Consider the following 22,270-nt stretch of genomic DNA (forward strand, 5'->3'; position numbering starts at 1 on the left):
CTTAATTGCACTTTTTTGCACTGTAGCAGGAATCACGGGAACGGGGCAGGCACCCTACAAATTATTTCAATGAAATCAAGGCCTTAGCTGGGTTTTCCACCATAACCAAAAATCAAAAATACTTTGGAATTAGGCACTTAGCAGTGATAGTCAAAGTAAGCTGACAGGCTCGCGCCGCACCGGCCCCGAATCACGAGGAAGGCGCTCGTGTGAATTTGTTTACGGATGGCGGAGCCGGGCGACAGCGAGCCGTCGCTCAGAGGATGTAACGGGACAGGTCTTCGTCGCGACTCAGCGCCGCCAGCCGCACATCGACGTAGGCGGCGTCGATGGTCACGGTCTGTCCTTGCAGGCGCGTGGCGTCGAAGCTCACCTCGTCCAGCAGGCGCTCCATCACGGTGGCCAGGCGCCGCGCGCCGATGTTCTCGGTCGATTCGTTGACCGCGCAGGCGATCTCGGCCAGACGCGAGATGCCGCCCTCCGCGAACGCCAGCGTCACGCCCTCGGTGGCCAGCAGCGCCTGGTACTGGCGCACCAGCGAGGCGTCGGTCTGGGTCAGGATGGCCTCGAAGTCGCGCACCGACAGCGAGGCCAGCTCGACCCGGATCGGCAGGCGGCCCTGCAGCTCCGGGATCAGGTCGCTGGGCTTGGCCAGGTGGAAGGCGCCGGAGGCGATGAACAGGACGTGGTCGGTGCGCACCATGCCGTACTTGGTGCTCACGGTGGTGCCCTCGACCAGCGGCAGCAGGTCGCGCTGCACGCCCTGGCGCGACACCTCGCCCGTGCCGCCGCCCTCGCCGCGCGAGGCCACCTTGTCGATCTCGTCGATGAAGACGATGCCGTTCTGTTCCAGGTTCTGCAGCGCCTGCACGCGGATCTCGTCCTCGTTGACCAGCTTGCCGGCCTCTTCGTCCACCAGCAGCTTCAGGGCCTCGCCGATTTTCACGCGCCGCATCTTGCGGCGGCCGGCGCCGATGTTGCCGAGCATGCCCTTGAGCTGGCTCGGCCATTTCCTCCATGCCGGGCGGGCCCATGATCTCCAGCGAGGGCTGGGGCTGCGCCAGCTCGATCTCGATCTCCTTGTCGCTCAACTGGCCCTCGCGCAGTCGCTTGCGGAAGTTCTGCCGCGCGGCGCCGTCGGCGGCCGGCGGGGTGCTGCCGTCGGCGTTGCGGGCGGGGGGAATCAGCACGTCGAGGATGCGGTCCTCGGCCAGGTCCTCGGCGCGCGTGCGATGCTGGCGCATGGCCTGCTCGCGCGCTTGCTTGACGGCCATCTCGGCCAGGTCGCGGATGATCGAATCGACGTCCTTGCCGACGTAGCCGACCTCGGTGAACTTGGTCGCCTCGACCTTGATGAAGGGCGCGCCCGCCAACCGCGCCAGGCGGCGCGCGATCTCGGTCTTGCCCACGCCGGTGGGGCCGATCATGAGGATGTTCTTGGGCGTGATCTCGGGCCGCAGCTTCTCGTCGACCTGCTGGCGCCGCCAGCGGTTGCGCAGCGCGATGGCCACGGCGCGCTTGGCGTCCTGCTGGCCGACGATGTGGCGATCAAGTTCGGAGACGATCTCCTGCGGGGTCATGGACGACATGGCGGTCTGCGGGGGGGGGGCGAAAAACGTTTTCTGAATGAAATTAGCCACTAGCCGGCTTGGATATTGCACCGAAAGCTATCAATAGGATAGCAATCCTAGAGCGTCTCGATGGTGTGGTGCATGTTGGTGTAGATGCACAGCTCGCCGGCGATCTCCAGCGATTTCTTGACGATCTGGTCGGCCGGCAGGTCGGTGTGGTCGAGCAGCGCCTTGGCCGCCGACTGGGCATAGGCGCCGCCGGAGCCGATGGCCACCAGGCCGTGCTCGGGCTCCAGCACGTCGCCGTTGCCGGTGATGATGAGCGAGGCCTCCCGGTCGGCCACGGCCAGCATGGCCTCCAGCCGGCGTAGCACGCGGTCGGTGCGCCAGTCCTTGGTCAGCTCGATGGCCGCGCGCGTCAGGTGGCCCTGGTGCTTGTCAAGCTTGGCCTCGAAGCGCTCGAACAGGGTGAAGGCGTCCGCCGTGGCGCCGGCAAAGCCCGCCAGCACCCGGCCGTGATGGAGCTTGCGCACCTTGCGCGCCGACCCCTTGACGACGATGTTGCCCAGGGTCACCTGGCCGTCGCCGCCGATCGCCACCTGCCAGCCTTCGTGCGTCTGGCGCCGCACGCTGAGGATGGTCGTGCCGTGAAATGGTTCCATCGGGGCTAGGTGGGGATGAAGGCGGGTTTCACAAGGGCCGGGCGTCGCGCGCGCCATGGAAGCCCGGCGGGCCTGGCTCCGCCTCGCGCAGAGGCAAGGGACTGGTCTTGTCGAAACCGGGCGACGACCCGGCCTGGATCGCCGGGGCAGCGCCCTTGCCGGGCGCCCCGCCGTGCCGTCGACACCAGTTCCCGGACATCTGGACCTCGATCTCGTCGATCTTCCTCAGTGTACGCACGCGCTCGCCGGTGTTGGCGGCCTGGCTGCTGGGCAGGCCCGCGGCATCCTCGTCTCGCAGCGTGCCGCGCCGGCGGATCTTGCGCAGCATGTCGAACTCGCGGTTGCGCACGAAGTCGTTGCGCCGCTTGCGCTCGATCATCTCCTTGAGCGCCAGGCGCGACTCGCTGTCGCCGGCATCGCCGTCGGGACGGTCCAGATCGGACCAGTGCGTGGTCGGGCTCTTGACGAAACGAACCACCTTGGACAACAACCCGCCGCCGCCTGCCCCAGGATCTTTGTCCTTGCTCATGTGGCTGGTGGCCTCCCGTGAAAAACCGCGCGATCAGTCCCCGAACATCTTCTGCTTGAGCTCACGCCGCTGTTGCGCCTCCAGCGACAGCGTGGCGGTGGGGCGCGCCAGCAGGCGGGGCACGCCAATGGGCTCGCCCGTCTCGTCGCAATAGCCGTAGTCGCCGGCGTCGATGCGGCCGATGGACTGCTCGATCTTCTTCAGCAGCTTGCGCTCGCGGTCGCGCGTGCGCAGCTCCAGCGCATGCTCTTCCTCGATGGTGGCGCGGTCGGCGGGATCGGGCACCACCACGGTGTCCTCGCGCAAATGCTCGGTGGTCTCGCCGGCGTTGGCCAGGATGTCGTCCTTGAGCTGAACCAGCTTCAGGCGGAAGTACGCCATCTGCTTGTCGTTCATGTACTCGCTGTCCGGCATGGCGATGACTTCGGCATCGGTCAGCTCGTGGGCGGTCTTGGTTTTCCAGTTGTTGGCCAGGCGCGGGTCTTTCTTGACGGGCGTGGGCACGGGGGCAGCGACAACGGTGGGCATGGGCAGAATCTTGGGCGGGATTGGCGTGGTGGCCAGGGAGGGGGCGATCTTCTTGGACGCCGCAGGCGCCTTGGCCGGCGCAGCGGTCTTGGCGACAGGCGGGCTCGGGCGCTTGGCCAGCGCTGGCGCGGCCTTGGCGAGCGTTGCCTTGGGTTCGGCCGGGGTTTTGGCTGCCGCAGGTTTCACGTCTTCCGTCTCCTTATATCTTTCAAATAATTCAAACTTCAGTGGTCGAAGTGCAGGCAAGCACGTCGATCAGTGAACGGGTTGACTCGCCATTGCGCAGCCTGGGTCTCCTGCGAGCCCGAGCTCGAACCACAGCACAGGGCGCGCGGTGGTGGTCTTTTTTTGTTCTGCTGCATCCCGAATGGTTGATCGAACACATTTCGTATTCATAAGGCTGGGAGCCGGAGAACTGCTATGAGTGAACCTGTCTACGTGGGTATCGATGTCGCCAAGGCCAGCTTCGAGGTGGCTGCCAGCGGCGAGGCGCAAACCTTGAGTCTGGGCAACGACGAGGCCGGGCCACGCCGAGTTGTGCCAGGTGCTGGTACCGCTGGCACCGCGCCTGATCCTGCTGGAGGCCACGGGCGGCCATGAGCGACTGCTGGCGCTTGCGCTGGCTGCGGCGGGCCTGCGCGTTTCGGTCATCAACCCGCGCCAGGCACGCGACTTCGCCCGCTGCACGGGCAAGCTGGCCAAGACCGATCGCATCGACGCGCAGGTGTTGCGCGGCTTCGCCGCCCTGCTGGACGCGCAGGGTCATGAGCCGCGTGCGCTGCTCGATGCGCAGCAGCGCGAACTCACCGCGCTGGTGACGCGCCGACGTCAGTTGGTCGCCATGCTGGTGGCCGAGCGCCAGCGCCTGGCGCTGGCCCATCCGAAGGCCAAGGCCAGCATCCTGGCGATCATGGATGCGATCGCCGCCCAGCTCCACGACGTGGACGGGCAGCTGCGCGAACACGTGCGGGCTCACCACGCTGACCTGGCCAAACTGCTGACCTCCGTCAAAGGCGTTGGCCCCACGACAGCCAGCACGCTCCTGGCGCAGCTGCCTGAACTCGGTCACCTCAACCGCAGGCAGATCACCTCGCTGGTGGGCTTGGCCCCGATGAACCGCGACTCGGGCACCTTGCGCGGGCAGCGTCATATCTTCGGCGGGCGCTCCGACGTGCGTCGCGTGCTCTACGTGGCCGCGCTCGTCGGTACACGCTTCAATCCAGTGCTCAAAGCCTTCTACGCAAAGCTGCTGGTGGCGGGCAAACCCAAGAAGGTCGCCCTCGTGGCCTGCATGCACAAACTGCTGATCATCCTGAACGCCATCGCTCGCACCAAGTCGCCTTGGCGCAACGAGATCGCAGGGATAGCTTGAGTTAGTCATTCAAGATGGTTGCTGTTGAGGAAGGTGCGGCGCGCCGCAGCCTCCAACCGCGTGTTCGACGGATGAAGGAGGGCATCTCCATCCGCACCAAGCCCTCTTATAGACCTTCTTGGGCGCTTCGGCCACACCGCCGAGACAACAGGGGCGGAGGGGCTCGAAGGCGGCGATTGTATCGACCCTGGACACGGCCCTGAAACAGGGAGATCAAGAAAGCGCCAGCTCGCCCGAAGTTTCCCGGTTTCCTCGCGAGACAGGGCGAGCGCCGCGCTGGTGGTTCAGAGCACGCACTGCTCCAGTCCCTGCAGCAGGATGTCCCGGGGCAGGTCGATGCCGATGAACACCATCTTGCTGACGCGCGTCTCGCCCGGAGACCAGGCGGGGCCCAGGTCGCTGCCCATGAGCTGGTGCACGCCCTGGAAGATGACCTTGCGCTCGGCGCCCTTCATCCACAGCACGCCTTTGTAGCGCAGCATGCGCGGGCCGTAGATGTTGACGATGGCGCCCAGGAAATCCTCGAGCTTGACGGGGTCGAACGCACGCTCGGAGCGGAACACGAAGCTCTTGACGTCGTCGTCATGGTGGTGATGGTGGCCCTGATCATGATCGTGTCCGTGCGAGGGATGGTCGCAGTGTTCGCCGTCATGGTGATGGTGGTGCTCGTGCGCGTCGTCCTTGAGGAAGTCGGGGTCGATGTCCAGCTTGGCGTTCAGGTTGAAGCCGCGCAGGTCGAACACCTCGCCGATCGGCACCTCGCCGAAGTGAGTCACGCGCTGCGGCGCGCGCGGGTTCATGTGCCTGAGGCGGTGCTGCAGCGCGTCCAGGCTGGCGGCGTCGACCAGGTCGGCCTTGCTGATGAAGATCTGGTCGGCAAAGCCCACCTGGCGCTGCGCCTCCAGGCGGTCGTCCAACTGGCCGGCGGCGTGCTTGGCGTCCACCAGGGTGACGATGGCGTCGAGCAGGTAGCTCTCGGCGATCTCGTCGTCCATGAAGAAGGTCTGCGCCACGGGGCCGGGGTCGGCCAGGCCGGTGGTTTCGATGACCACGCGTTCGAAGTCCAGCAGGCCCTTGCGCTTCTTGGCGGCCAGCAATTGCAGGGTTGCGCGCAGGTCTTCTCGGATGGTGCAGCAGATGCAGCCGTTGCTCATCTGGATGATCTGCTCCTCGGTGTCGCCCACGAGGATGTCGTTGTCGATGTTCTCCTCGCCGAATTCGTTCTCGATCACGGCGATCTTCTGGCCGTGCGCCTCGGTCAGCACGCGCTTGAGCAGCGTGGTCTTGCCCGAACCGAGAAAGCCGGTGACGATGGTGGCGGGGATGAGGGACATGGAGAGTTGCCGAGGCCGGCGAGTGCGAAACCAAGCTTGGCAGTTTAGCGGAGCCCCCCTGCCGACGGCTCCAAGCAGTACGGTTTCCTTAGGGTTTCTCGGGGGCCCCCGGCGACGGCGGCGTCGCTAGAGTGACACACCATCACGATGGACGCATCAATCCTTCTGGAGACGCATTGCAGTTTTTGCAACTGGTGATCAGCGGCGCGGCGCAGGGCTGCATCTACGGCCTGATCGCGCTGGGCTTCGTGCTGATCTACAAGGCCACCGAGACCGTGAGCTTCGCCCAGGGCGAGCTGATGATGCTGGGCGCCTTCTGCGGCCTCGCCGGCATGGCGCTGCTGGGCTTTCCGTTCTGGCTGGCGGTGCTGTCGGCCATCGCCGCCATGGCGCTGTTCGGCGTGCTGCTGGAGCGCGTGGTCGTCCGCCCCATCCTGGGGCAGCCGGCGTTCTCCATCGTGATGCTGACCATCGGCATCGGCTACGTGGCGCGCGGGCTGGTCACGATGATCCCCGGCGTCGGCACCGAAACCCATCTGCTGCCCGTGCCCTACAAGGACGTGGTGCTGAACGTCGGCCCGCTGGTGCTCAGCGCCGAGCAACTGGTGGTGATCGCCGGCACGGCGCTGCTGTGCGGCGGCCTGTTCGCCATGTTCCGTTACAGCAAGCTGGGCATCGCCATGCAGGCCGCGTCGCAGAACCAGTTGGCGGCGTACTACATGGGCATCCCGGTCAAGCGGTTGAACGGGCTGGTGTGGGGGCTGGCCGCGGCGGTGGCGGCGGTGGCCGGGCTGCTGCTGGCACCCATCACCTTCGTGCACGCCAACATGGGCTTCATCGGGCTGAAGGCGTTTCCGGCCGCGGTGGTGGGCGGCTTCGGCAGCCTGCCGGGGGCCATCGTCGGCGGACTCGTGATCGGCATCGTCGAGTCGCTGGCCGGCTTCTACCTGCCGGAGGGGTTCAAGGACATCGCCGCGTACGTCGTGGTGCTGATCATGCTGATGGTCAGGCCCAACGGGCTGTTCGGCGAGAAGCTGCGCAAGAAGGTGTGAAATGAACCACCCCCGTGTCTCCACTCGCTGCGCGATGTTGCGCCTCCCCCCTCGAGGGGGCGCACCCACTGGCCGGGAGGACCCCGGCCACGGGTGCACTGGCGTGGCCTGCTCCGCGGCCATTCGATCCGTGCTGTTTCATGCGGCGCGGGTGGTGCTGGGGTCCATGGATCACTGAGATGCGCTTCATCTTCAAGACCAGCTACGCGCAGGACATCCGCCTGGCCAGGCATGGCGGGCAGGTGTTCTGGTACGGGCTGCTGCTGGCCTTCCTGGCCGCGGCGCCCTGGCTGCTGCCGGAGTACTGGCTGGCGCAGCTCACCTTCGTGCTCATCTACGGCATCGCGGGCCTGGGCTTGATGCTGCTGTCCGGCTACACCGGGCAGTTCTCGATCGGGCATGCCGCCTTCCTGGGCGTGGGTGCCTACACGCAGGCGGTGCTGGCCAACGCCGGCTGGCCGTTTCCGCTGGCCATGGCGTGCGCGGCGCTGCTGGCCGCCGCGGTGGGCGTGGTGGTGGGCCTGCCGGCGCTGCGCGTGAAGGGCATCTACCTGGGCATCGCCACGCTGGCCTTCGGCTTCATCGTGGAAGAAGTGTTCGCGCGCTGGGAGCCGGTGACCGGCGGCAACAGCGGCATGATGGTCAACCCGCCCACCCTGCTGGGCTGGACGATCGACTCCAGCGAGAGCTTCTACGCCGTCTGCCTGGTGACTGCCATGCTGGCCACGCTGGGCCTCCTGAACCTGCTGCGCTCGCCCACGGGCCGCGCCTTCGTCGCCATCCGCGACTCGGAGATCTCGGCGCAGAGCATGGGCATCCACCTGGCGCGCTACAAGACGCTGTCGTTCGCCCTCTCGGCCGCGCTGGCGGGCGTGGCCGGCGCGCTGTACGCGCACAAGCTGCAGTTCCTGTCGCCGGACCAGTTCAGCATCCTCCAGTCGATCGACCTGCTGCTGCTGGTGGTGATCGGCGGGCTGGGCTCGGTGCACGGCGCCTTCCTGGGGGCCATCTTCCTCATCGCCATGCCGCAGCTCATCGCCCTCGGCAAGGACTGGCTGCCCGACGCCGTGGGCCAGGCGCCCGGCCTGCAGGCGGTGGTGTACGGCTCGGTGCTGATCGCGTTCGTGCTGTTCGAGCCGCTGGGCCTGTACGGGCGCTGGCTGAAAGTGCGCACCTGGCTGCAGATGCTCCCCTTCTACCGCCAGGGCATGTTCAAGCGGCAGAAGTCCTTCCAGAAGTCGGATCGCTTGAAATGACCGACGACGTGCTGCTGTCGGCCCGGCACCTGAGCGTGCGCTTCGGCGGCGTGCTGGCGGTGGACGACGTCAGCTTCGACGTACGGCGCGGCGAGGTGTTCACGCTGATCGGCCCCAACGGCGCGGGCAAGACGACGGTGTTCAACCTGATCAGCCGCATCTACGCGCCCACCAGCGGCAAGATCAGTTACGCCGGTCCGCAAGGACCGATCGATCTCACGGCGCAGCCGCCGCACCGGGTGGCCTCGCTGGGCATCGCGCGCACGTTCCAGAATATCGAGCTGTTCGAGCACGCCAGCGTGTTGCACAACCTGCTGATCGGCCGCCACACGCACCGCCGCACGGGCTTCTGGAGCGAGCTGTTCTTCACCCCCGCCACGCGCGCGGCCGAGGTGCGGGCGCGCGAGCGCGTGGAGCGCGTGATCGATCTGCTGGACCTGCAGCACCACCGCGAATCGGTGGTGGCCGGCCTGCCCTACGGCGTGCGCAAGGTGGTCGAGCTGGCACGCGCGCTGTGCGCCGAACCCCGGCTGCTGCTGCTGGACGAGCCGTCCTCCGGCCTGAACGTCGAGGAGACCGGGGACATGGCGTTCTGGATCCAGGACATCGTGCAGGAGCTGGGCATCACGGTGCTGATGGTGGAGCACGACATGGCGCTGGTCTCGCGCGTGTCAGACCGCGTGGTGGCGATGAACCAGGGCCGGGTGCTGGCCATGGGCACGCCGGCCGAAGTGCAGGGCGACGCGGCGGTCATCGAGGCCTACCTGGGCTCGGTGGACGACGTGTCCTCGCTGCGGAGGACGGCATGACCGCCGCCCGGCCGCCCGAAGACGCAAAGACCCCCTCGGGGGGCAGCGAACCTCGCGAAGCGGGGGAGCGTGGGGGCCACATGAACGATGCCCTGCTGCGGCTGCTGAACGTGGAGAGCGCCTACGGCCCCATCAAGGCCATCCGCGGCGTCAGCCTGCAGGTGGCCCGCGGCCAGATCGCCACCGTGCTGGGCAGCAACGGCGCCGGCAAGACCACCATCCTGAAAACCATCTCCGGCATCATCGATCCGCGCAAGGGCTCGGTCGAGTTCAAGGGGCAGGACATCACCGCGAAGGACCCCGCCTTCATCGTGCAGCAGGGCCTGTCCCACGTGCCCGAGGGGCGCGAGGTGTTCCCGCTGCTGTCGGTGAGGGACAACCTGCTGATGGGCGCCTACACCCGCCGCGACCGCGACGGCGTGGCGCGCGACATGGAGCAAGTGTTCGCCTACTTCCCGATCCTGAGGGAGCGCGCGGCGCAGGACGCCGGCCTGCTGTCGGGCGGGCAGCAGCAGATGCTGGCCATCAGCCGGGCGCTGATGGCCGCGCCCGAGCTGATCCTGCTGGACGAGCCCAGCCTGGGCCTGTCGCCCCGGCTGACCAAGGAGATCTTCGAGATCGTGGTGCGCATCAACCGAGAGCGCGGCACCACCCTCCTGCTGGTCGAGCAGAACGCCAACATGGCCCTGAACGCCGCCGACCATGGCTACGTGCTGGAAAACGGCCGCATCGTGATGGAGGACACCTGCGCCCGCCTGCGCGAGAAAGAGGACATCAAGGAGTTCTACCTCGGCATGAAGGACGCCGGCGTGCGCGGCGAGCGGCGCTGGAAGAAGAAGAAGACCTGGAGATAGATTCGTGTCCAATCTCTGGAACCTCTCGCACATCCGCCCACGCCACGATAGCGTGCTGGACGGCGACACCATCCCCGCGATGTTCTGGAACGCCGTGGCGCAGCGCGGCCCCAAGGTCTGGCTGCGCGAGAAAAAACTGGGCATCTGGCGCAGCTGGAGCTGGGCGCGGACCGGCGAGGCCGTGCGCGAGATCGCCGGCGGACTGATGAGCCTGGGCTTCGCTGCCGGCGACACCACGTCCATCCTCTCCAACACCGTGGTGGACTGGGTGCTGGCCGACCTGGCGGTGCTGTCCTGCGGCGGCGTGTCCAACGGCATCTACCCCACCGACGCGCCCGCGCAGGTGCACTACCTGTGCGAGGACTCGGGCACCAGCGTCCTGTTCGTCGAGGACGACGAGCAGCTCGACAAGGCGCTGGAAGTGCGCGCGCGGCTGCCGCGCCTGCGCCAGATCGTCGTCTTCGACATGAAGGGCCTGCGCGACCTTCAGGACCCCGGCGTGATCAGCCTGGACGCGCTGCGCGCCCTGGGGCGCGAGCATCACGCCGCCCACCCCGAGGCGTTGCAGCGCCGCGTGGCCGCCTGCCGGCCGGAGGACCTGGCGATCCTGGTCTACACCTCGGGCACCACCGGCAAGCCCAAGGGCGCCATGCACACGCACGCCGGGCTGGTGTACACCGCCCGCGGCTACAACACGCTCATCGCCCGCGACGAGACGGACGAATGCATGTGCTTCCTGCCGCTGTGCCACATCGCCGAGCGCATGGGCGGGGAATACTTCTCGCTCTACACCGGCGCCCGGCTCAACTTCGTCGAGAACCCCGACACCGTGCCCGAGAACGTGCGCGAGATCGCGCCCACCGTCTTCACCGCCGTGCCGCGCGTGTGGGAGAAGTTCTATTCCGGCGTGATGATCGCCCTGAAGGAAAGCACCCCGCTGCAGCGGGCGGTGTACGGCTGGGGCATCGGCGTGGGCCGGCAGATCGCCGAGCACGTGCTGGCCGGCCAGCCGGTGCCGGCGTCGCTGAAAACGCGCTTTCGCCTGGCGCGCTGGCTGGCGCTGGACAATGTGCGCAAGCTCATCGGCATCCACCGCGCGCGCTTCCTGGTCACCGGCGCGGCGCCGATCTCGCCCGAGCTGGTCAAGTGGTACCTGTCGCTCGGCGTGCCGATGCTGGAGGTCTGGGGCATGACCGAGACGTGCGGCGCGGCCACCGGCGTGCCGGCGGACCGCATGCTGCCCGGCTCCATCGGCCCGGCGGCCGGCTTCAACCAAGTGCGGCTCGACCCGGCCACGGGCGAGATCCAGGTGCGCGGCGCCAACGTGTTCAAGGGCTACCTGAACCAGCCCGGGAAGACGGCGGAGACCTTCGCCGCCGACGGCTGGCTGCGCACCGGCGACGTGGGCACGGTGGACGAAAGCGGGTTCTTCCGCATCACCGACCGCATGAAGGACATCATCATCACCGCCGGCGGCAAGAACGTCACGCCCAGCGAGCTGGAGAACGAGCTCAAGTTCAGCCCCTACGTCACCGACGCGGTGGTGGTCGGCGACGCGCGGCCGTACCTGACGGTGATCGTCATGATCGACCAGGAGAACGTCGAGAAGTACGCCCAGGACCACGACGTGCCCTTCTCCAACTACGCCAGCCTGACGCGCGCGCCCGAGGTGCAGGCGCTGATCCAGGGCGTGATCGACGAGGTCAACCGCAAGTTCGCCCGCGTGGAGCAGATCAAGAAGTTCTTCCTGCTCGACACCCAGCTCAGCGCCGAGGACGAGGAGCTGACCCCCACGATGAAGCTCAAGCGCAAGCTGGTGCAGGCCAAGTACGCGCCGCAGATCGAGGCCATGTACCGCTGAAGCGCCGCCGCCGTCAGGGTAATCACCGCCGCCGCGCCCGGCGCCGCGTGCACACAATCCGCCATCCACCCAAGGAGGTCCATCATGCTGCTGAAACACGCTCTCCTCGCCCTGGCCTGCACCTTGGGCGCCGCCGGTCCCGCCGCCGCCCAGACGCAGGGGGTCAGCAAGAACGAGATCACGCTGGGCTCCATCCAGGATCTGTCCGGCCCCATCGCGGGTTTCGGCAAGCAGCTGCGCAACGGCATGCAACTGCGCGTGGACGAGATCAACGAGCAGGGCGGCGTCAACGGCCGCAAGATCGTGCTCAAGGTCGAGGACTCGGGCTACGACCCCAAGCGCGCCGTGCTGGCGGCGCAGAAGCTCGTCAACCAGGACCAGATCTTCGCCATGGTCGGCCACATCGGCACAGCGCAGAACCTGGCCACCTTCCCGGTGCTGTTCGCCAAGAACGTGGTCAGCTTCTTCCCCGTCACGGCCGCGCGCGAGATGTACGAGCCGCTGCACCGGCTGAAGTACTCCTTCGCCGCCACCTACTACGACCAGATGCGCCAGGCCGTGCCCAGGCTGGTCAAGGAAAAGGGCGCCAAGAAGGTCTGCACGATCTACCAGGACGACGAGTTCGGGCACGAGGTGGTGCGCGGCGCCGAGGCCGGCCTCAAGACCATGGGCATGGAGCTGGCCGAGAAAACCAGCTTCAAGCGCAACGCCACCGACTTCTCCTCGCAGACCGCCCGCATGAAGGCCGCCGGCTGCGACCTGGTGGTGCTGGGCACCATCATCCGCGAGACCATCGGCGCCATCGCCGAGGCGCGCAAGACGGGCTTTTCGCCCACCTTCCTGGGCTCCAGCGCCGCCTACACGGACCTGATCCACAAGCTCGGCGGCAAGGCCATGGACGGCCTCTACGCCACCATGACGGTGCAGAACCCCTACCTCGACGAGGCCTCGCAGCCGCTGCGCTTCTGGGCCAACAAGTACAAGACCAAGTTCAACGAAGACCCGGCGGTGCTCTCCGCCTACGGCTACATCCTGATGGATGCCTTCATCAAGGGCGCGCAGAAAGCCGGCCCCGGCCTGACCACCGACAGCTTCGTCAAGGCCATGGACAGCATGACCATCCCGTCCGACATCTTCGGCAACGCCGAGATGACGTTCTCGCCCACCAAGCGCCTGGGCAGCGACGCCGCGCGCATGTCGCAGCTCCAGGACGGGCGATGGAAGGTGGTGTCCGACTACTTCAAGTGAAGCCACCGCGCGCCGGCCGGCCAGCCGCCCGCAGGCGGCTTTTCTGCGGTATTTTTTTGAATATATCAGGCTACATCCCGCATGAGATATGGGCTTTCAGCTATTAATTCCGTAGTATTCCGCGACACCGAACAGCCCTGGACCGCACGGCGCGCCGCGCGGCGACTGACGGTCGAATGGCCCATTGGCCTACACGGCGCGCACGGGTCCGGCGGTTCAATCGACTGGAGAGCAACAGCCTCGGGAGATGGCCATGAAACCCTTCGTCCTCGACGCCACCATGACCAGCCTGGGCGGCGTCTTCTATCCCACGGGCCACGTGTTCGCCCTGTTTCCGGATGAGGACCGCGCGCGCCAGGCCGCCGCTGCGCTGCATGCAGCGGGCCATGCGGGCGGCATCGCACATGCCAGCCCGGACGTGATCCTGCAGGAGATCGTGCAGACGCTGGGCACCGCCGACACCCCCCTGCCCTCGGTGGGCGCCGAGGGCGACATGGTGCGCCGGATCGCCGATCTGGCTGGCACCGGCCACCATGGCCTGCTGATCGAGATGGCCGGCAAGGACCATGCCGACGCGCTGGTTTCGACCATTGCCGCCCAGGGCGCGGTGGCGGCCTTCCACTACCGCGCATTCATCATCGAGGATCTCATCGCCACGCCCTCCCCCGACGGTGCGCAACAGTCCGTGACGGTGGGCACGCACGCGGCGCCCAGGTCCTAGAGCACGCTCGACCACGACCCACCCAGCTGGCGAACGGCAGTGGCTCGCCATCGTCAAGCGCTCTCGCGGGCCCAGGCTTGCTCGGCCCAGGGGGCGAACTGCTGGCGCAGCACGTTCTTCTGCACCTTGCCGGTGGCGGTGGCCGGCAGCGCGTCGACGAAGTGGACCAGCTTGGGCACTTCGAAGCCGCCCAGCTGCTGCCGGCAGTGCGCCAGCAGCGTGGCCTCGTCCAGGTCGGCGCCGGGCTTCCTGACCACGAAGGCGCACACCGCCTCGGCCCAGCGCGGGTGCGGGAGGCCCAGCACCGCCGCACCGGCCACGCCGGGGTGGGCCAGCACCACGGCCTCGACCTTGACGCTGGCCACGTTCTCGCCGCCGGTCTTGATCATGTCCTTCTTGCGGTCCTTGAACATCAGCTGGCCATCGACCCACATGCCGAGATCGCCCGTGTGGTGCCAGCCGAAGCGCTGCGCCGCCGCCGTCGCCTCGGGGTCCTTGAAGTAGCCCAGCATGACGTTGGCGCCGCGGTGCACGATCTCGCCCACTTGGCCAGGCGGCAGGAGGCGGCCCTCGTCGTCCATCACCGCCGTCTCGCAGTGGATGGCCGACACGCCCCAGTAGTTGCCGCCCAGCGCGGGGTGCTCGGCCGGCTTGAAGGTCATGGTGACGGGGTAGATCTCGGTCTGGCCGGTGCCCAGCATCAGGTTGGGCGTCATGCGCGCGGCGATGGCCTTCAGCAGCGGTTCCGGGACGGGCGCCATGGCGTAGATGCCCTGGCGCACGGTGGTGGGCGCAAAGCCGGGGTCGGCCAGCAGCGCGGCGTACATCATGGGCAGGCCGAAGAAGATGGTGATGCCCTCGTCCAGGATGGACTGGCGCAGCAGCGCCGGGTCGAAGGCGCGCGCGATCACCAGGCAGGCGCCGACAGCGCTGGCGTTGGCGGCCAGGCCGTGCTGGGCGCAGTGGAACAGCGGCAGCAGGCACGACACCACGTCGCGCTCGGTGTAGCCCACGGTGGCCACGTTGCCGGCGATGGCCGTCATCACCGACAGGTGCGAGTGCACCACGCCCTTGGGGTGGCCGGTGGTGCCGCTGGTGTACATCAGCAGCGCGGGCTGCTCGCCCTCGATGTCCACCTCGGGCAGCGTGTCCGGCTGGCCGGCCTCGGCCTGCGCCAATGACGGGGCGCCCGGTGCGCCGCCGCCCAGGGTGACGACGAGCGGCACGCCCAGGGCATGAAGCGCGGCGCCCAGGGCCGGGTCGGCGCGCAGGGCCTCGTCCACCACCACGGCCGACACCTCGGCGTGGCGCAGGATGTAGTCGATGGCGGCCACGTCCAGCTTGGTGTTGACCGGCACCCACACGTTGCCGGACTTGTGGATGCCGTTGGTGGCCACCACCATCTCGGCCGAGTTGCCGCACAGCATGCCGACTTGCCGGCCGCTGCCGATGGCGCCCAGCAGGTGGTGGGCGAAGCGCGAGCTGCGCGCGTCCAGCTCGGCGTAGTTCAGGCGCACATCGCCATCGACCAGCGCGGGACGATCGCCGAACTTCCGCGCGGTGCGGTGCACCAGGTCGCCCAGCGCCACGCGGCGGATGCGGCGGCTGGCCTCGGACAGGGGCATGTCGATCATGGCGTTGTCTCCTTATGTTGTTTTAAAACTATTAATTCGATAGCTACACAGCGTTTATCCATGCCGGCCAACTGGCAAAAACACTCAAACAATGCCCCATTGGCGGGCCGCCAGCTCCTTCATGATCTCATCGGTGCCGCCGCCGATGGTGAGCACCTTCACCTCGCGGTAGATCCGCTCGCACACCGTGCCGCGCATGAAACCCATGCCGCCCAGGATCTGCACGCCCGCGTCGGCGCAGAACTGCATGGCCTGCGTGGCGTGGTTCTTCAACACGCAGACCTCGCCCACCCAGTCGGAGCCGGTGTCGCCGGCGTCGGCGCGCGCGGCCACGTGGTCCAGCCAGGCGGCGGTGGCGCGGATGCGCATCTCCATGTCCACCAGCTTGTGGCGGATGGCCTGGTGGCCGGTCAGCGGCTGGCCGAAGGCCTGGCGCTGCCGCGCCCAGGCCAGCGCCTCGTCGTGGCAGGCCTGGGCAAAACCCAGCGCCGCGGCGGCGATGCCGAAGCGCTCGGCGTTGAAGTTGCCCATGATGGCGCGAAAACCCGCGCCCTCCTCGCCCAGCAGGTAGCGCGCCGGCACGCGCACGCCGTCGAAGCGCAGGTGCGCGGTGTCGGAGCACTGCCAGCCCATCTTGTCCAGGCGCGTGCGGCCGAGGCCCGCGCTGTCGCCCGGCACCAGCAGCAGGCTGATGCCGCTGGCGCCACGTCCCTCGCGGGTTCTCACGGCCAGCGTGATCCAGTCGGCCCGCATGCCGGAGGTGATGAACACCTTCTCGCCGTCGATCACATAGTGGTCGCCGTCGCGCCGCGCCGTGGTGCGCAGCGCCGCCACGTCGGAGCCGCCGCCGGGCTCGGTGATCGCCAGCGCGGCGATGCGCTCGCCCGCCAGCACGGGCGGAATCACCTCGCGCTTCAGGCCGTCGCTGCCCAGCGCCAGCACCGGCGGCAAGCCGATGTTGTGCGACAGCAGACTGGCCAGCACGCCGCCGGAGGCGCCGTGGCGGCACAGCGCGACCCACAGCGGCAGGCGCAGCGCATGGGGCGCGGGCGTGCCGCCGAATTCTTCCGGATAGCCCAGGCCCAGCAGGCCCAGCGCCGCCGCGCGGCGGTAGAGCGCGCGCGGGAACTCGCCCGCCGCGTCCCATGCGGTGACGTGCGGCGCGATCTCGGTGCGCGCGAAGCGCTCGACGGTGGCGGCGAGCTGCGTGCGCGCCTCCCGCAGTTCTTCCGGCGTCTTGCTCATGCAGCGTCCTTTTCCGGCGCGAACCGCAGCAGCACCTGGCCCGGCGCCACCTGCTGCCCTTCCGATACCAGCACCTCGGCCACCCGGGCCGGGGCGCGCGGCGCCAGGCTGTGCTCGAGCTTCATCGATTCGACGACCACCGCCGTCTCCCTCGCGGCCAGCGCCTGCCCGACCCGCGCCTTGACGGCGACCACGCGGCCGTTGAAGGGCGCGCGCAGCTCGGTGGCGGCGCGTGCGGCCGCGTCGCCCGCCGCCGGCTCGAAGGACGCGTCCTCCACCCACCAGTCCACGCCGCCGCTCTGCACATGCCAGCCGGCGTGGCCGCTTGGCAGCGGCACGGCGACCGCGCGCAGCCGGCGCGACACGCCGCTGGCGCCGGCCATCCACGCGCCGTCGGGCAAGGGCACGGCATCCAGGCCGCGCGGCTCGGCCCCGTGGGGCGCCACCTCCAGCCCGCCCGGCCGCACACGCACCGACAGCGCCTGCGTCTCGCCCCGGTGGCGCAGCCGCAGCGGCGCGGCGAAAGGGCAGGCCAGCGGCGAAGGATTCTGAGTCAAAATGACCGCCAGCCCGCATTGGTCATGCGCCGTTTGCTCTTTTTCATAGAGCAAATCGCAAAGCCGGTCGGCATCCGACGACAGCCAGGAGATCAGCGCCTCGCCGCGCCGGAAGACTTCATCGCCCAGGCATTCGATCAGGAACGCACGGTTGGTCGGCAGGCCCAGCACTTCCAGCCGCGCCAGCGCGGCGACGAGCTGGTCGATGGCCGCCGCGCGCGTGTCGGCATGGGCGACCAGCTTGCCCAGCATGGCGTCGTAGTGCGGCGTGACCTCCAGGCCCTCGGCCAGCGCGTGGTCGAAGCGCAGCGGCGCGGGCGCGAAGGCGGCGGCCGGCGGCGCCGACAGGTGGCGCACGTGGCCGGTGCGCGGGACGAAGCGCTCGTCCTCGGCGCACAGGCGCACCTCGATGGCGTGGCCCCGCAAGCGCACCTGGTCCTGCGCCAGCGGCAGCGGTTCGCCGCGCGCCACGCGGACCTGCCACTCGACCAGATCCAGCCCGGTCAGCGCCTCGGTGACGGGATGCTCGACCTGGAGACGAGTGTTCATCTCCATCAAATAGAAATCATTGCCCTCCAGCAGGAACTCCACCGTGCCCGCGCCGACGTAGCCCGCGCCCTGCGCCAGCGCCACGGCGCAGGCGCCCATGCGCTCGCGCAGGGCGGCATCGACGGCCGGGCTGGGCGCCTCCTCGATGATCTTCTGGTGCCGGCGCTGCACCGAGCAGTCGCGCTCGCCCAGGTGGATGGCGTGGCCGTGCGCGTCGGCGAACACCTGCACCTCGACGTGGCGCGGGTGCCGAACAGCGCGCTCGATCAGCAACTCGCCGTGGCCGAAGCCCGCCAGCGCCTCGGACCGCGCGCTGGCCAGCGCCTGCGGCAGCCCGGCGGCCTCGGCGACCAGGCGCATGCCGCGCCCGCCGCCGCCGGCCACGGCCTTGACCATGACGGGGTAGCCGATCCTGGCCGCTTCAGCGATGAAGCGCGCTTCGGACTGGTCCTCGCCCGCGTAGCCCGGCAGGCAGGGCACGCCCCGCGCGGCGGCCAGCGCCTTGGCGGCGGCCTTGCTGCCCAGCGCGCGGATGGCGGCGGGCGGCGGGCCGATCCACGTCAGGCCGGCGCCGATGACGGCCTGGGCGAAGCCTGCGTCCTCGCTCAGGAAGCCGTAGCCGGGGTGCACCGCATCGGCCCCGCAGGCGCGCGCCGCCGCCAGCAGCTTGTCGACGCGCAGGTAGCTGTCGGCGGACGCGGTGCCGCCCAGGGCGAAGGCCAGGGTGGCCTCGCGCACGTGCAGGGCGCCGGCGTCGGCGTCGGCGTCGGAATGGACGGCCACGGTCTCGATCCCCATGCGCCGCGCGGTGGCGATGACGCGGCGCGCGATCTCGCCGCGGTTGGCGATCAGGATGCGGCGCATTCGGATACCAGTTCTTGAACGATTTCGGCCTGCAGCCAGCGTGGGCATTGCGCCATGCGCTTCGATTTCAGGAGCATTCTTATCCCGCCCGCTCTCGCCTGGCCATACCCATGGTCTTGGCAATGATGCCCATCATCACCTCGTCCGCGCCGCCGCCGATCGATGCCAGCCGGCCGTCGCGGTACAGGCGCGACACGCGGTTCTCCCACGTGAAGCCCATGCCGCCCCAGAACTGCAGGCAGGTGTCGGCCACCTGGCGCATCAGCCGGCCGGCCTTGAGCTTGGCCATGCTGGCCCACTGCAGCACGTCCTGGCCCTGCACGTAGCGCTCGCCCGCGGCCCAGGTGAGCGCGCGCAACGCCTCCACCTCGGTCTGCAATTCGACCAGCTTGAACTGCACCCACTGCTGGTCGAGCAGGGTGCCGCCGAACATGCGGCGCTCGCGCGCCCAGTCGATGGTCTCGCGGATGCATGCGTCGAGCGTGCTGAGCGAATTGGCCGCCGCCCACAGGCGCTCTTCCTGGAACTGCTGCATCTGGTAGATGAAGCCCTGGCCCTCCTCGCCGATGCGGTGGCGCTGCGGCACGCGCACCTCGTCGAAGTAGATGAGGCCGGTGTCGGACGCATCCATGCCGATCTTGCGGATCTTGCGCGCCACCTCGATGCCCGGGGTGAGCCGGCCGCCGGGCCCGTCGCGCATCGGCACCATCACCAGGCTCTTGTTCCTGTGCGGGTTGGCGCCGCCGGTGCCCACCAGCATGCACATCCAGTCGGCCTGCAGGCTGTTGGTGATCCACATCTTCTGGCCGCTGATGAGGTAATCGCCGCCGTCCTTGCGCGCCACGCTCCTGATGCCTGACACGTCGCTGCCGGCACCCGGTTCGCTGACGCCGATGCAGCCCACCTGGTCGCCCGCGATGGCGGGAGCCAGAAACTGGCGCTTGAGTTCGTCGCTGCCGAAGCGCGCCAGCGCCGGCGTGCACATGTCGGTCTGCACGCCGATGGCCATGGGCACGGCGCCGCAGCGGACGAGGCCCAGCGTCTCGGCCATGACCATGCTGTACGAATAGTCCAGGCCCGCGCCGCCGTACTCGGGCGGCTTGGTCAGCCCCAGCAGGCCCAGGTCGCCCAGGCCCTTGAAGACCTGGTGCGCGGGGAAGATCTCCGCCTCTTCCCAGGCATCGACGTGGGGGTTGATGTGCTCGTCGATGTAGCGCCTGAGCGTGTCGCGGACCTGCTGGTGCTCGTGGGTCAGTTGCATGGCGTGCTTCCTCGGGTGGCTCACATGCGCGCGACGCCGAACTGCACCGGGCGCACGGCGCGCGCCGCGCCCTCCGCGAGGGTGTCCAGGCAGAAGGCCAGCACGGCGCGCGTGTCGCGCGGGTCGATCACGCCGTCGTCCAGCAGCAGGCCGCTGGTGTACAGCGCGTCGGCCTGGGCCTCGAACATGGCGACGATCTGGTCGAACTGCTTTTGCGACTGCCCGACATCGGGCTGGAGGCCCTTGCGGGCCAGCGCCGCCTCCGTGACGATCCGCATGGTGCGCGCGGCCTGCTCGCCGCCCATCACCGCCGTCGTGGCGCTGGGCCAGCTGAACAGAAAGCGCGGCGCGTAGCCGCGCCCGCACATGCCGTAGTTGCCGGCGCCGAAGCTGGCGCCGCACTGCACGGTGAGCTGCGGCACGGTGGCGTTGCTGACGGCCTGGATCATCTTGCTGCCGTGCTTGATCATGCCGCCCTGCTCCACCTCCTTGCCGACCATGTAGCCGGTGGTGTTCTGCAGGTAGATGAGGGGATGGCCGAGCTGGCACATCCACTGGATGAAGTGCGTGGCCTTGTTGGCGCCGGCCACGTCGATGGGGCCGTTGTTGCTGACGAAGCCCACGCGGTGCCCGCCGATGGCCCCCTGCGCGCAGACGGTGGCGCCACCGTACAGCGGCTTGAACTCCAGCAGGTCGGACGCGTCGACCAGGCGCACCATCACCTCGCGCATGTCCACCGGCTCGCGGTGGTGCGCCGGCATCAGGCCCAGCAGCTCGTCGGCGTCGAAGACGGGTTCTTTTGCTACTTCATTGATAGCTGCTGGCGTATATCCCATGCGAGCTTCAGGCCATTTTGATTCAGAAACCTGCGCCACCACGCGCCGCGCCAGCCCGAGCGCGTGGCGGTCGTCCTCGGCCAGGTATTCGCCCAGGCCCGAGACGCTGGTGTGCATCTCGGCGCCGCCCAGCTCCTCCTCGGTCGCCACCTCGCCAGTGGCGGCCTTGAGCAGCGGCGGACCAGCGAGGAAGGCGCGCGAGCGGCCGCGCACCATGATGACGATGTCCGACAGCCCGGGCATGTAGGCGCCGCCGGCCGTGCCCGAGCCGTGCTGCACCGTGATCACCGGCAGCCCTGCCGCCGAGTGCCGCGCCAGGTTGCGGAACAGCGCGCCGCCGTGCACGAAGCCCTCGACGCGGTAGCGCATCAGGTTGGCGCCGGCGCTCTCCACCAGGTGGATGAAGGGCAAGCGGTTGTGCAGCGCCAGCTCCTGCGCGCGCAGGATCTTGTCCAGCCCCATGGCCTGGATGGCGCCGGCCTCGATGCCGGAGTCGCTGGCCACCACCATGCAGCGCACGCCCTCGACGAAGCCGATGCCGGCGATCACCCCGCCGCCGGGCACCGACCGCGCCGCGTCCGGCGTGTCCTGCAGATAGCCCGCCAGCGTGGACAGCGGCAGCCAGGGCGCGCCGCGGTCCAGCAGCAGCGCCACCCGCTCGCGCGGCAGCAGCTGGCCGCGCCGCTCGAACACCGGCCGCGCGGCGGCCGAGGCCCGGGCCGAGCGCTCCTCCAGCGCGCGCCAGGCGGCGATGCGCGCCAGCATGGCCTGGCGCCGCGCCTGCGCGGCCTCGGCGCGCGGGTTCCACGACGATTCGAAGCGGCTCATGAGGCCAGCACCCGCGTATCCATCACGCCTCTCCCGTGAACAGGCCGAGCGCCTGCCGTGCCAGATCGTCCAGCGTCAGCGGGCCGCGCTCGGAATACCACTGCGCCGTCCAGTTCAGCGCGCCGAAGATGAACAGGCGCGCGACGGCCGGCTGCGCCCGCAGCGCGCCCGCGCGGTGCAGCGCCTTCAGCGCCGGCATCCACGCCGCTTCGTAGGCGTCCTTCTGCGCCGCGATGCCCTCGCGCTGCGCCGGCGTGAGCGAGCGCCATTCGTACAGCATCACCGGGATGAAGTCGCTGTCCGGGCCCAGCAGCACCTCGAAGTGGTGGCGGATCAGCGCGCCCAGCCGCGCGCGCGCGCCGGCGCGCGGCCCCAGCGCGCGCAGCGCCTGCGCCTGGCTGCGCCCGGCCTGCGCCATGCCGTCGCACATGACGGCGTAGAGCAAGGCGCTCTTGCTGTCGAAATAGTAGAAGGGCGAGCCACTGTGCATGCCCGCCGCGCCGGCGATGTCGCGCGTGCTGGTGGCATCGAAGCCCTTGGCACGGAACAGCCGCGCCGCCGCGCGCACCAACTCGGCGCGGCGCAGGCTCTCGTCGCGCTCCTCGGCGCTCTTGCGCGGACGGCCCCGCCGCGCGGGCAGCGAAAGAGGTGCGGCGGCCAGGGACATGGGCACAGCATAGCAGGACTTCCAATTTTTGG

At 68.9% G+C, this 22,270-nt stretch carries 17 protein-coding genes and 2 pseudogenes; 8 read left to right on the plus strand and 11 right to left on the minus strand.

The window, feature by feature from the left end; all coding sequences use genetic code 11:
- Positions 1-256 precede the first annotated feature (256 nt).
- The 4 genes and pseudogenes from hslU to dksA all read right to left on the minus strand — a co-directional run bounded on the left by hslU (position 257) and on the right by dksA (position 3,476).
- Positions 257-1,589, minus strand: a pseudogene (gene hslU / locus IPG65_RS12715) (ATP-dependent protease ATPase subunit HslU).
- A gap of 98 nt (positions 1,590-1,687) precedes the next feature.
- Positions 1,688-2,233 (minus strand): ATP-dependent protease subunit HslV, encoded by a 546-nt coding sequence (gene hslV / locus IPG65_RS12720; RefSeq protein ID WP_293190130.1) that lies wholly within the window; start codon positions 2,231-2,233, stop codon positions 1,688-1,690.
- Positions 2,234-2,261: 28 nt separating this feature from the next.
- The gene (locus tag IPG65_RS12725) at positions 2,262-2,762 is read right to left on the minus strand and encodes a hypothetical protein (RefSeq protein ID WP_366820062.1); all 501 of its coding nucleotides are present in this window, start codon (positions 2,760-2,762) and stop codon (positions 2,262-2,264) included.
- 33 nt (positions 2,763-2,795) lie between these two features.
- Positions 2,796-3,476 (minus strand): RNA polymerase-binding protein DksA, encoded by a 681-nt coding sequence (gene dksA / locus IPG65_RS12730; RefSeq protein ID WP_293190132.1) that lies wholly within the window; start codon positions 3,474-3,476, stop codon positions 2,796-2,798.
- 234 nt (positions 3,477-3,710) lie between these two features.
- Between dksA and IPG65_RS12735 the strand changes: the two are divergent.
- Positions 3,711-4,662: pseudogene (locus IPG65_RS12735) on the plus strand (transposase).
- A 284-nt stretch (positions 4,663-4,946) separates the two neighbouring features.
- Here IPG65_RS12735 and IPG65_RS12740 read toward each other — a convergent pair.
- The gene (locus tag IPG65_RS12740) at positions 4,947-5,996 is read right to left on the minus strand and encodes a GTP-binding protein (protein WP_293190133.1); all 1,050 of its coding nucleotides are present in this window, start codon (positions 5,994-5,996) and stop codon (positions 4,947-4,949) included.
- A 176-nt stretch (positions 5,997-6,172) separates the two neighbouring features.
- On the opposite strand from IPG65_RS12740, the gene IPG65_RS12745 reads away from it, so the two are divergent.
- The 7 genes from IPG65_RS12745 (at position 6,173) to IPG65_RS12775 (ending at position 13,797) form a co-directional block, all read left to right on the plus strand.
- A complete protein-coding gene (locus tag IPG65_RS12745) occupies positions 6,173-7,048 on the plus strand; it encodes a branched-chain amino acid ABC transporter permease (RefSeq protein ID WP_293190135.1) in 876 nt (291 codons plus the stop codon).
- Positions 7,049-7,227: 179 nt separating this feature from the next.
- Positions 7,228-8,304 (plus strand): branched-chain amino acid ABC transporter permease, encoded by a 1,077-nt coding sequence (locus IPG65_RS12750; protein ID WP_293190137.1) that lies wholly within the window; start codon positions 7,228-7,230, stop codon positions 8,302-8,304.
- A complete protein-coding gene (locus IPG65_RS12755; RefSeq protein WP_293190139.1) occupies positions 8,301-9,113 on the plus strand; it encodes an ABC transporter ATP-binding protein in 813 nt (270 codons plus the stop codon). The genes IPG65_RS12750 and IPG65_RS12755 overlap by 4 nt, the downstream gene beginning before the upstream one ends.
- An 80-nt stretch (positions 9,114-9,193) precedes the next feature.
- A complete protein-coding gene (locus tag IPG65_RS12760) occupies positions 9,194-9,967 on the plus strand; it encodes an ABC transporter ATP-binding protein (RefSeq protein ID WP_293190141.1) in 774 nt (257 codons plus the stop codon).
- 4 nt (positions 9,968-9,971) lie between these two features.
- Positions 9,972-11,828, plus strand: a complete 1,857-nt coding sequence (locus IPG65_RS12765; RefSeq protein ID WP_293190143.1) for a long-chain fatty acid--CoA ligase — start codon at positions 9,972-9,974, stop codon at positions 11,826-11,828.
- A gap of 84 nt (positions 11,829-11,912) precedes the next feature.
- Positions 11,913-13,076, plus strand: coding sequence for an ABC transporter substrate-binding protein (locus IPG65_RS12770; protein WP_293190145.1), 1,164 nt, complete (start codon positions 11,913-11,915; stop codon positions 13,074-13,076).
- 253 nt (positions 13,077-13,329) lie between these two features.
- Positions 13,330-13,797, plus strand: a complete 468-nt coding sequence (locus tag IPG65_RS12775) for a hypothetical protein (protein ID WP_293190147.1) — start codon at positions 13,330-13,332, stop codon at positions 13,795-13,797.
- 53 nt (positions 13,798-13,850) lie between these two features.
- Here the strand turns inward: IPG65_RS12775 and IPG65_RS12780 are convergent, their stop codons facing one another.
- The 6 genes from IPG65_RS12780 to IPG65_RS12805 all read right to left on the minus strand — a co-directional run bounded on the left by IPG65_RS12780 (position 13,851) and on the right by IPG65_RS12805 (position 22,238).
- Complete coding sequence (locus IPG65_RS12780; protein ID WP_293190149.1) at positions 13,851-15,431, minus strand: AMP-binding protein; 1,581 nt, start codon at positions 15,429-15,431, stop codon at positions 13,851-13,853.
- Positions 15,432-15,515: 84 nt separating this feature from the next.
- The gene (locus IPG65_RS12785; RefSeq protein WP_293190151.1) at positions 15,516-16,676 is read right to left on the minus strand and encodes an acyl-CoA dehydrogenase family protein; all 1,161 of its coding nucleotides are present in this window, start codon (positions 16,674-16,676) and stop codon (positions 15,516-15,518) included.
- On the minus strand, positions 16,673-18,646 hold the full coding sequence (locus IPG65_RS12790; protein ID WP_293190153.1) for a biotin carboxylase N-terminal domain-containing protein: 1,974 nt from the start codon (positions 18,644-18,646) through the stop codon (positions 16,673-16,675). Before IPG65_RS12790 ends, IPG65_RS12785 begins: the two co-directional genes overlap by 4 nt.
- A gap of 79 nt (positions 18,647-18,725) precedes the next feature.
- Positions 18,726-19,907, minus strand: a complete 1,182-nt coding sequence (locus IPG65_RS12795; protein WP_293190155.1) for an acyl-CoA dehydrogenase family protein — start codon at positions 19,905-19,907, stop codon at positions 18,726-18,728.
- A 20-nt stretch (positions 19,908-19,927) separates the two neighbouring features.
- Positions 19,928-21,571 (minus strand): carboxyl transferase domain-containing protein, encoded by a 1,644-nt coding sequence (locus IPG65_RS12800; RefSeq protein WP_293190157.1) that lies wholly within the window; start codon positions 21,569-21,571, stop codon positions 19,928-19,930.
- 22 nt (positions 21,572-21,593) lie between these two features.
- Positions 21,594-22,238, minus strand: a complete 645-nt coding sequence (locus tag IPG65_RS12805) for a TetR/AcrR family transcriptional regulator (protein ID WP_293190159.1) — start codon at positions 22,236-22,238, stop codon at positions 21,594-21,596.
- Between the last annotated feature and the right edge of the window lie 32 nt (positions 22,239-22,270).

The organism is Ottowia sp. (genome assembly GCF_016703145.1).
GTDB lineage: Bacteria > Pseudomonadota > Gammaproteobacteria > Burkholderiales > Burkholderiaceae_C > Ottowia.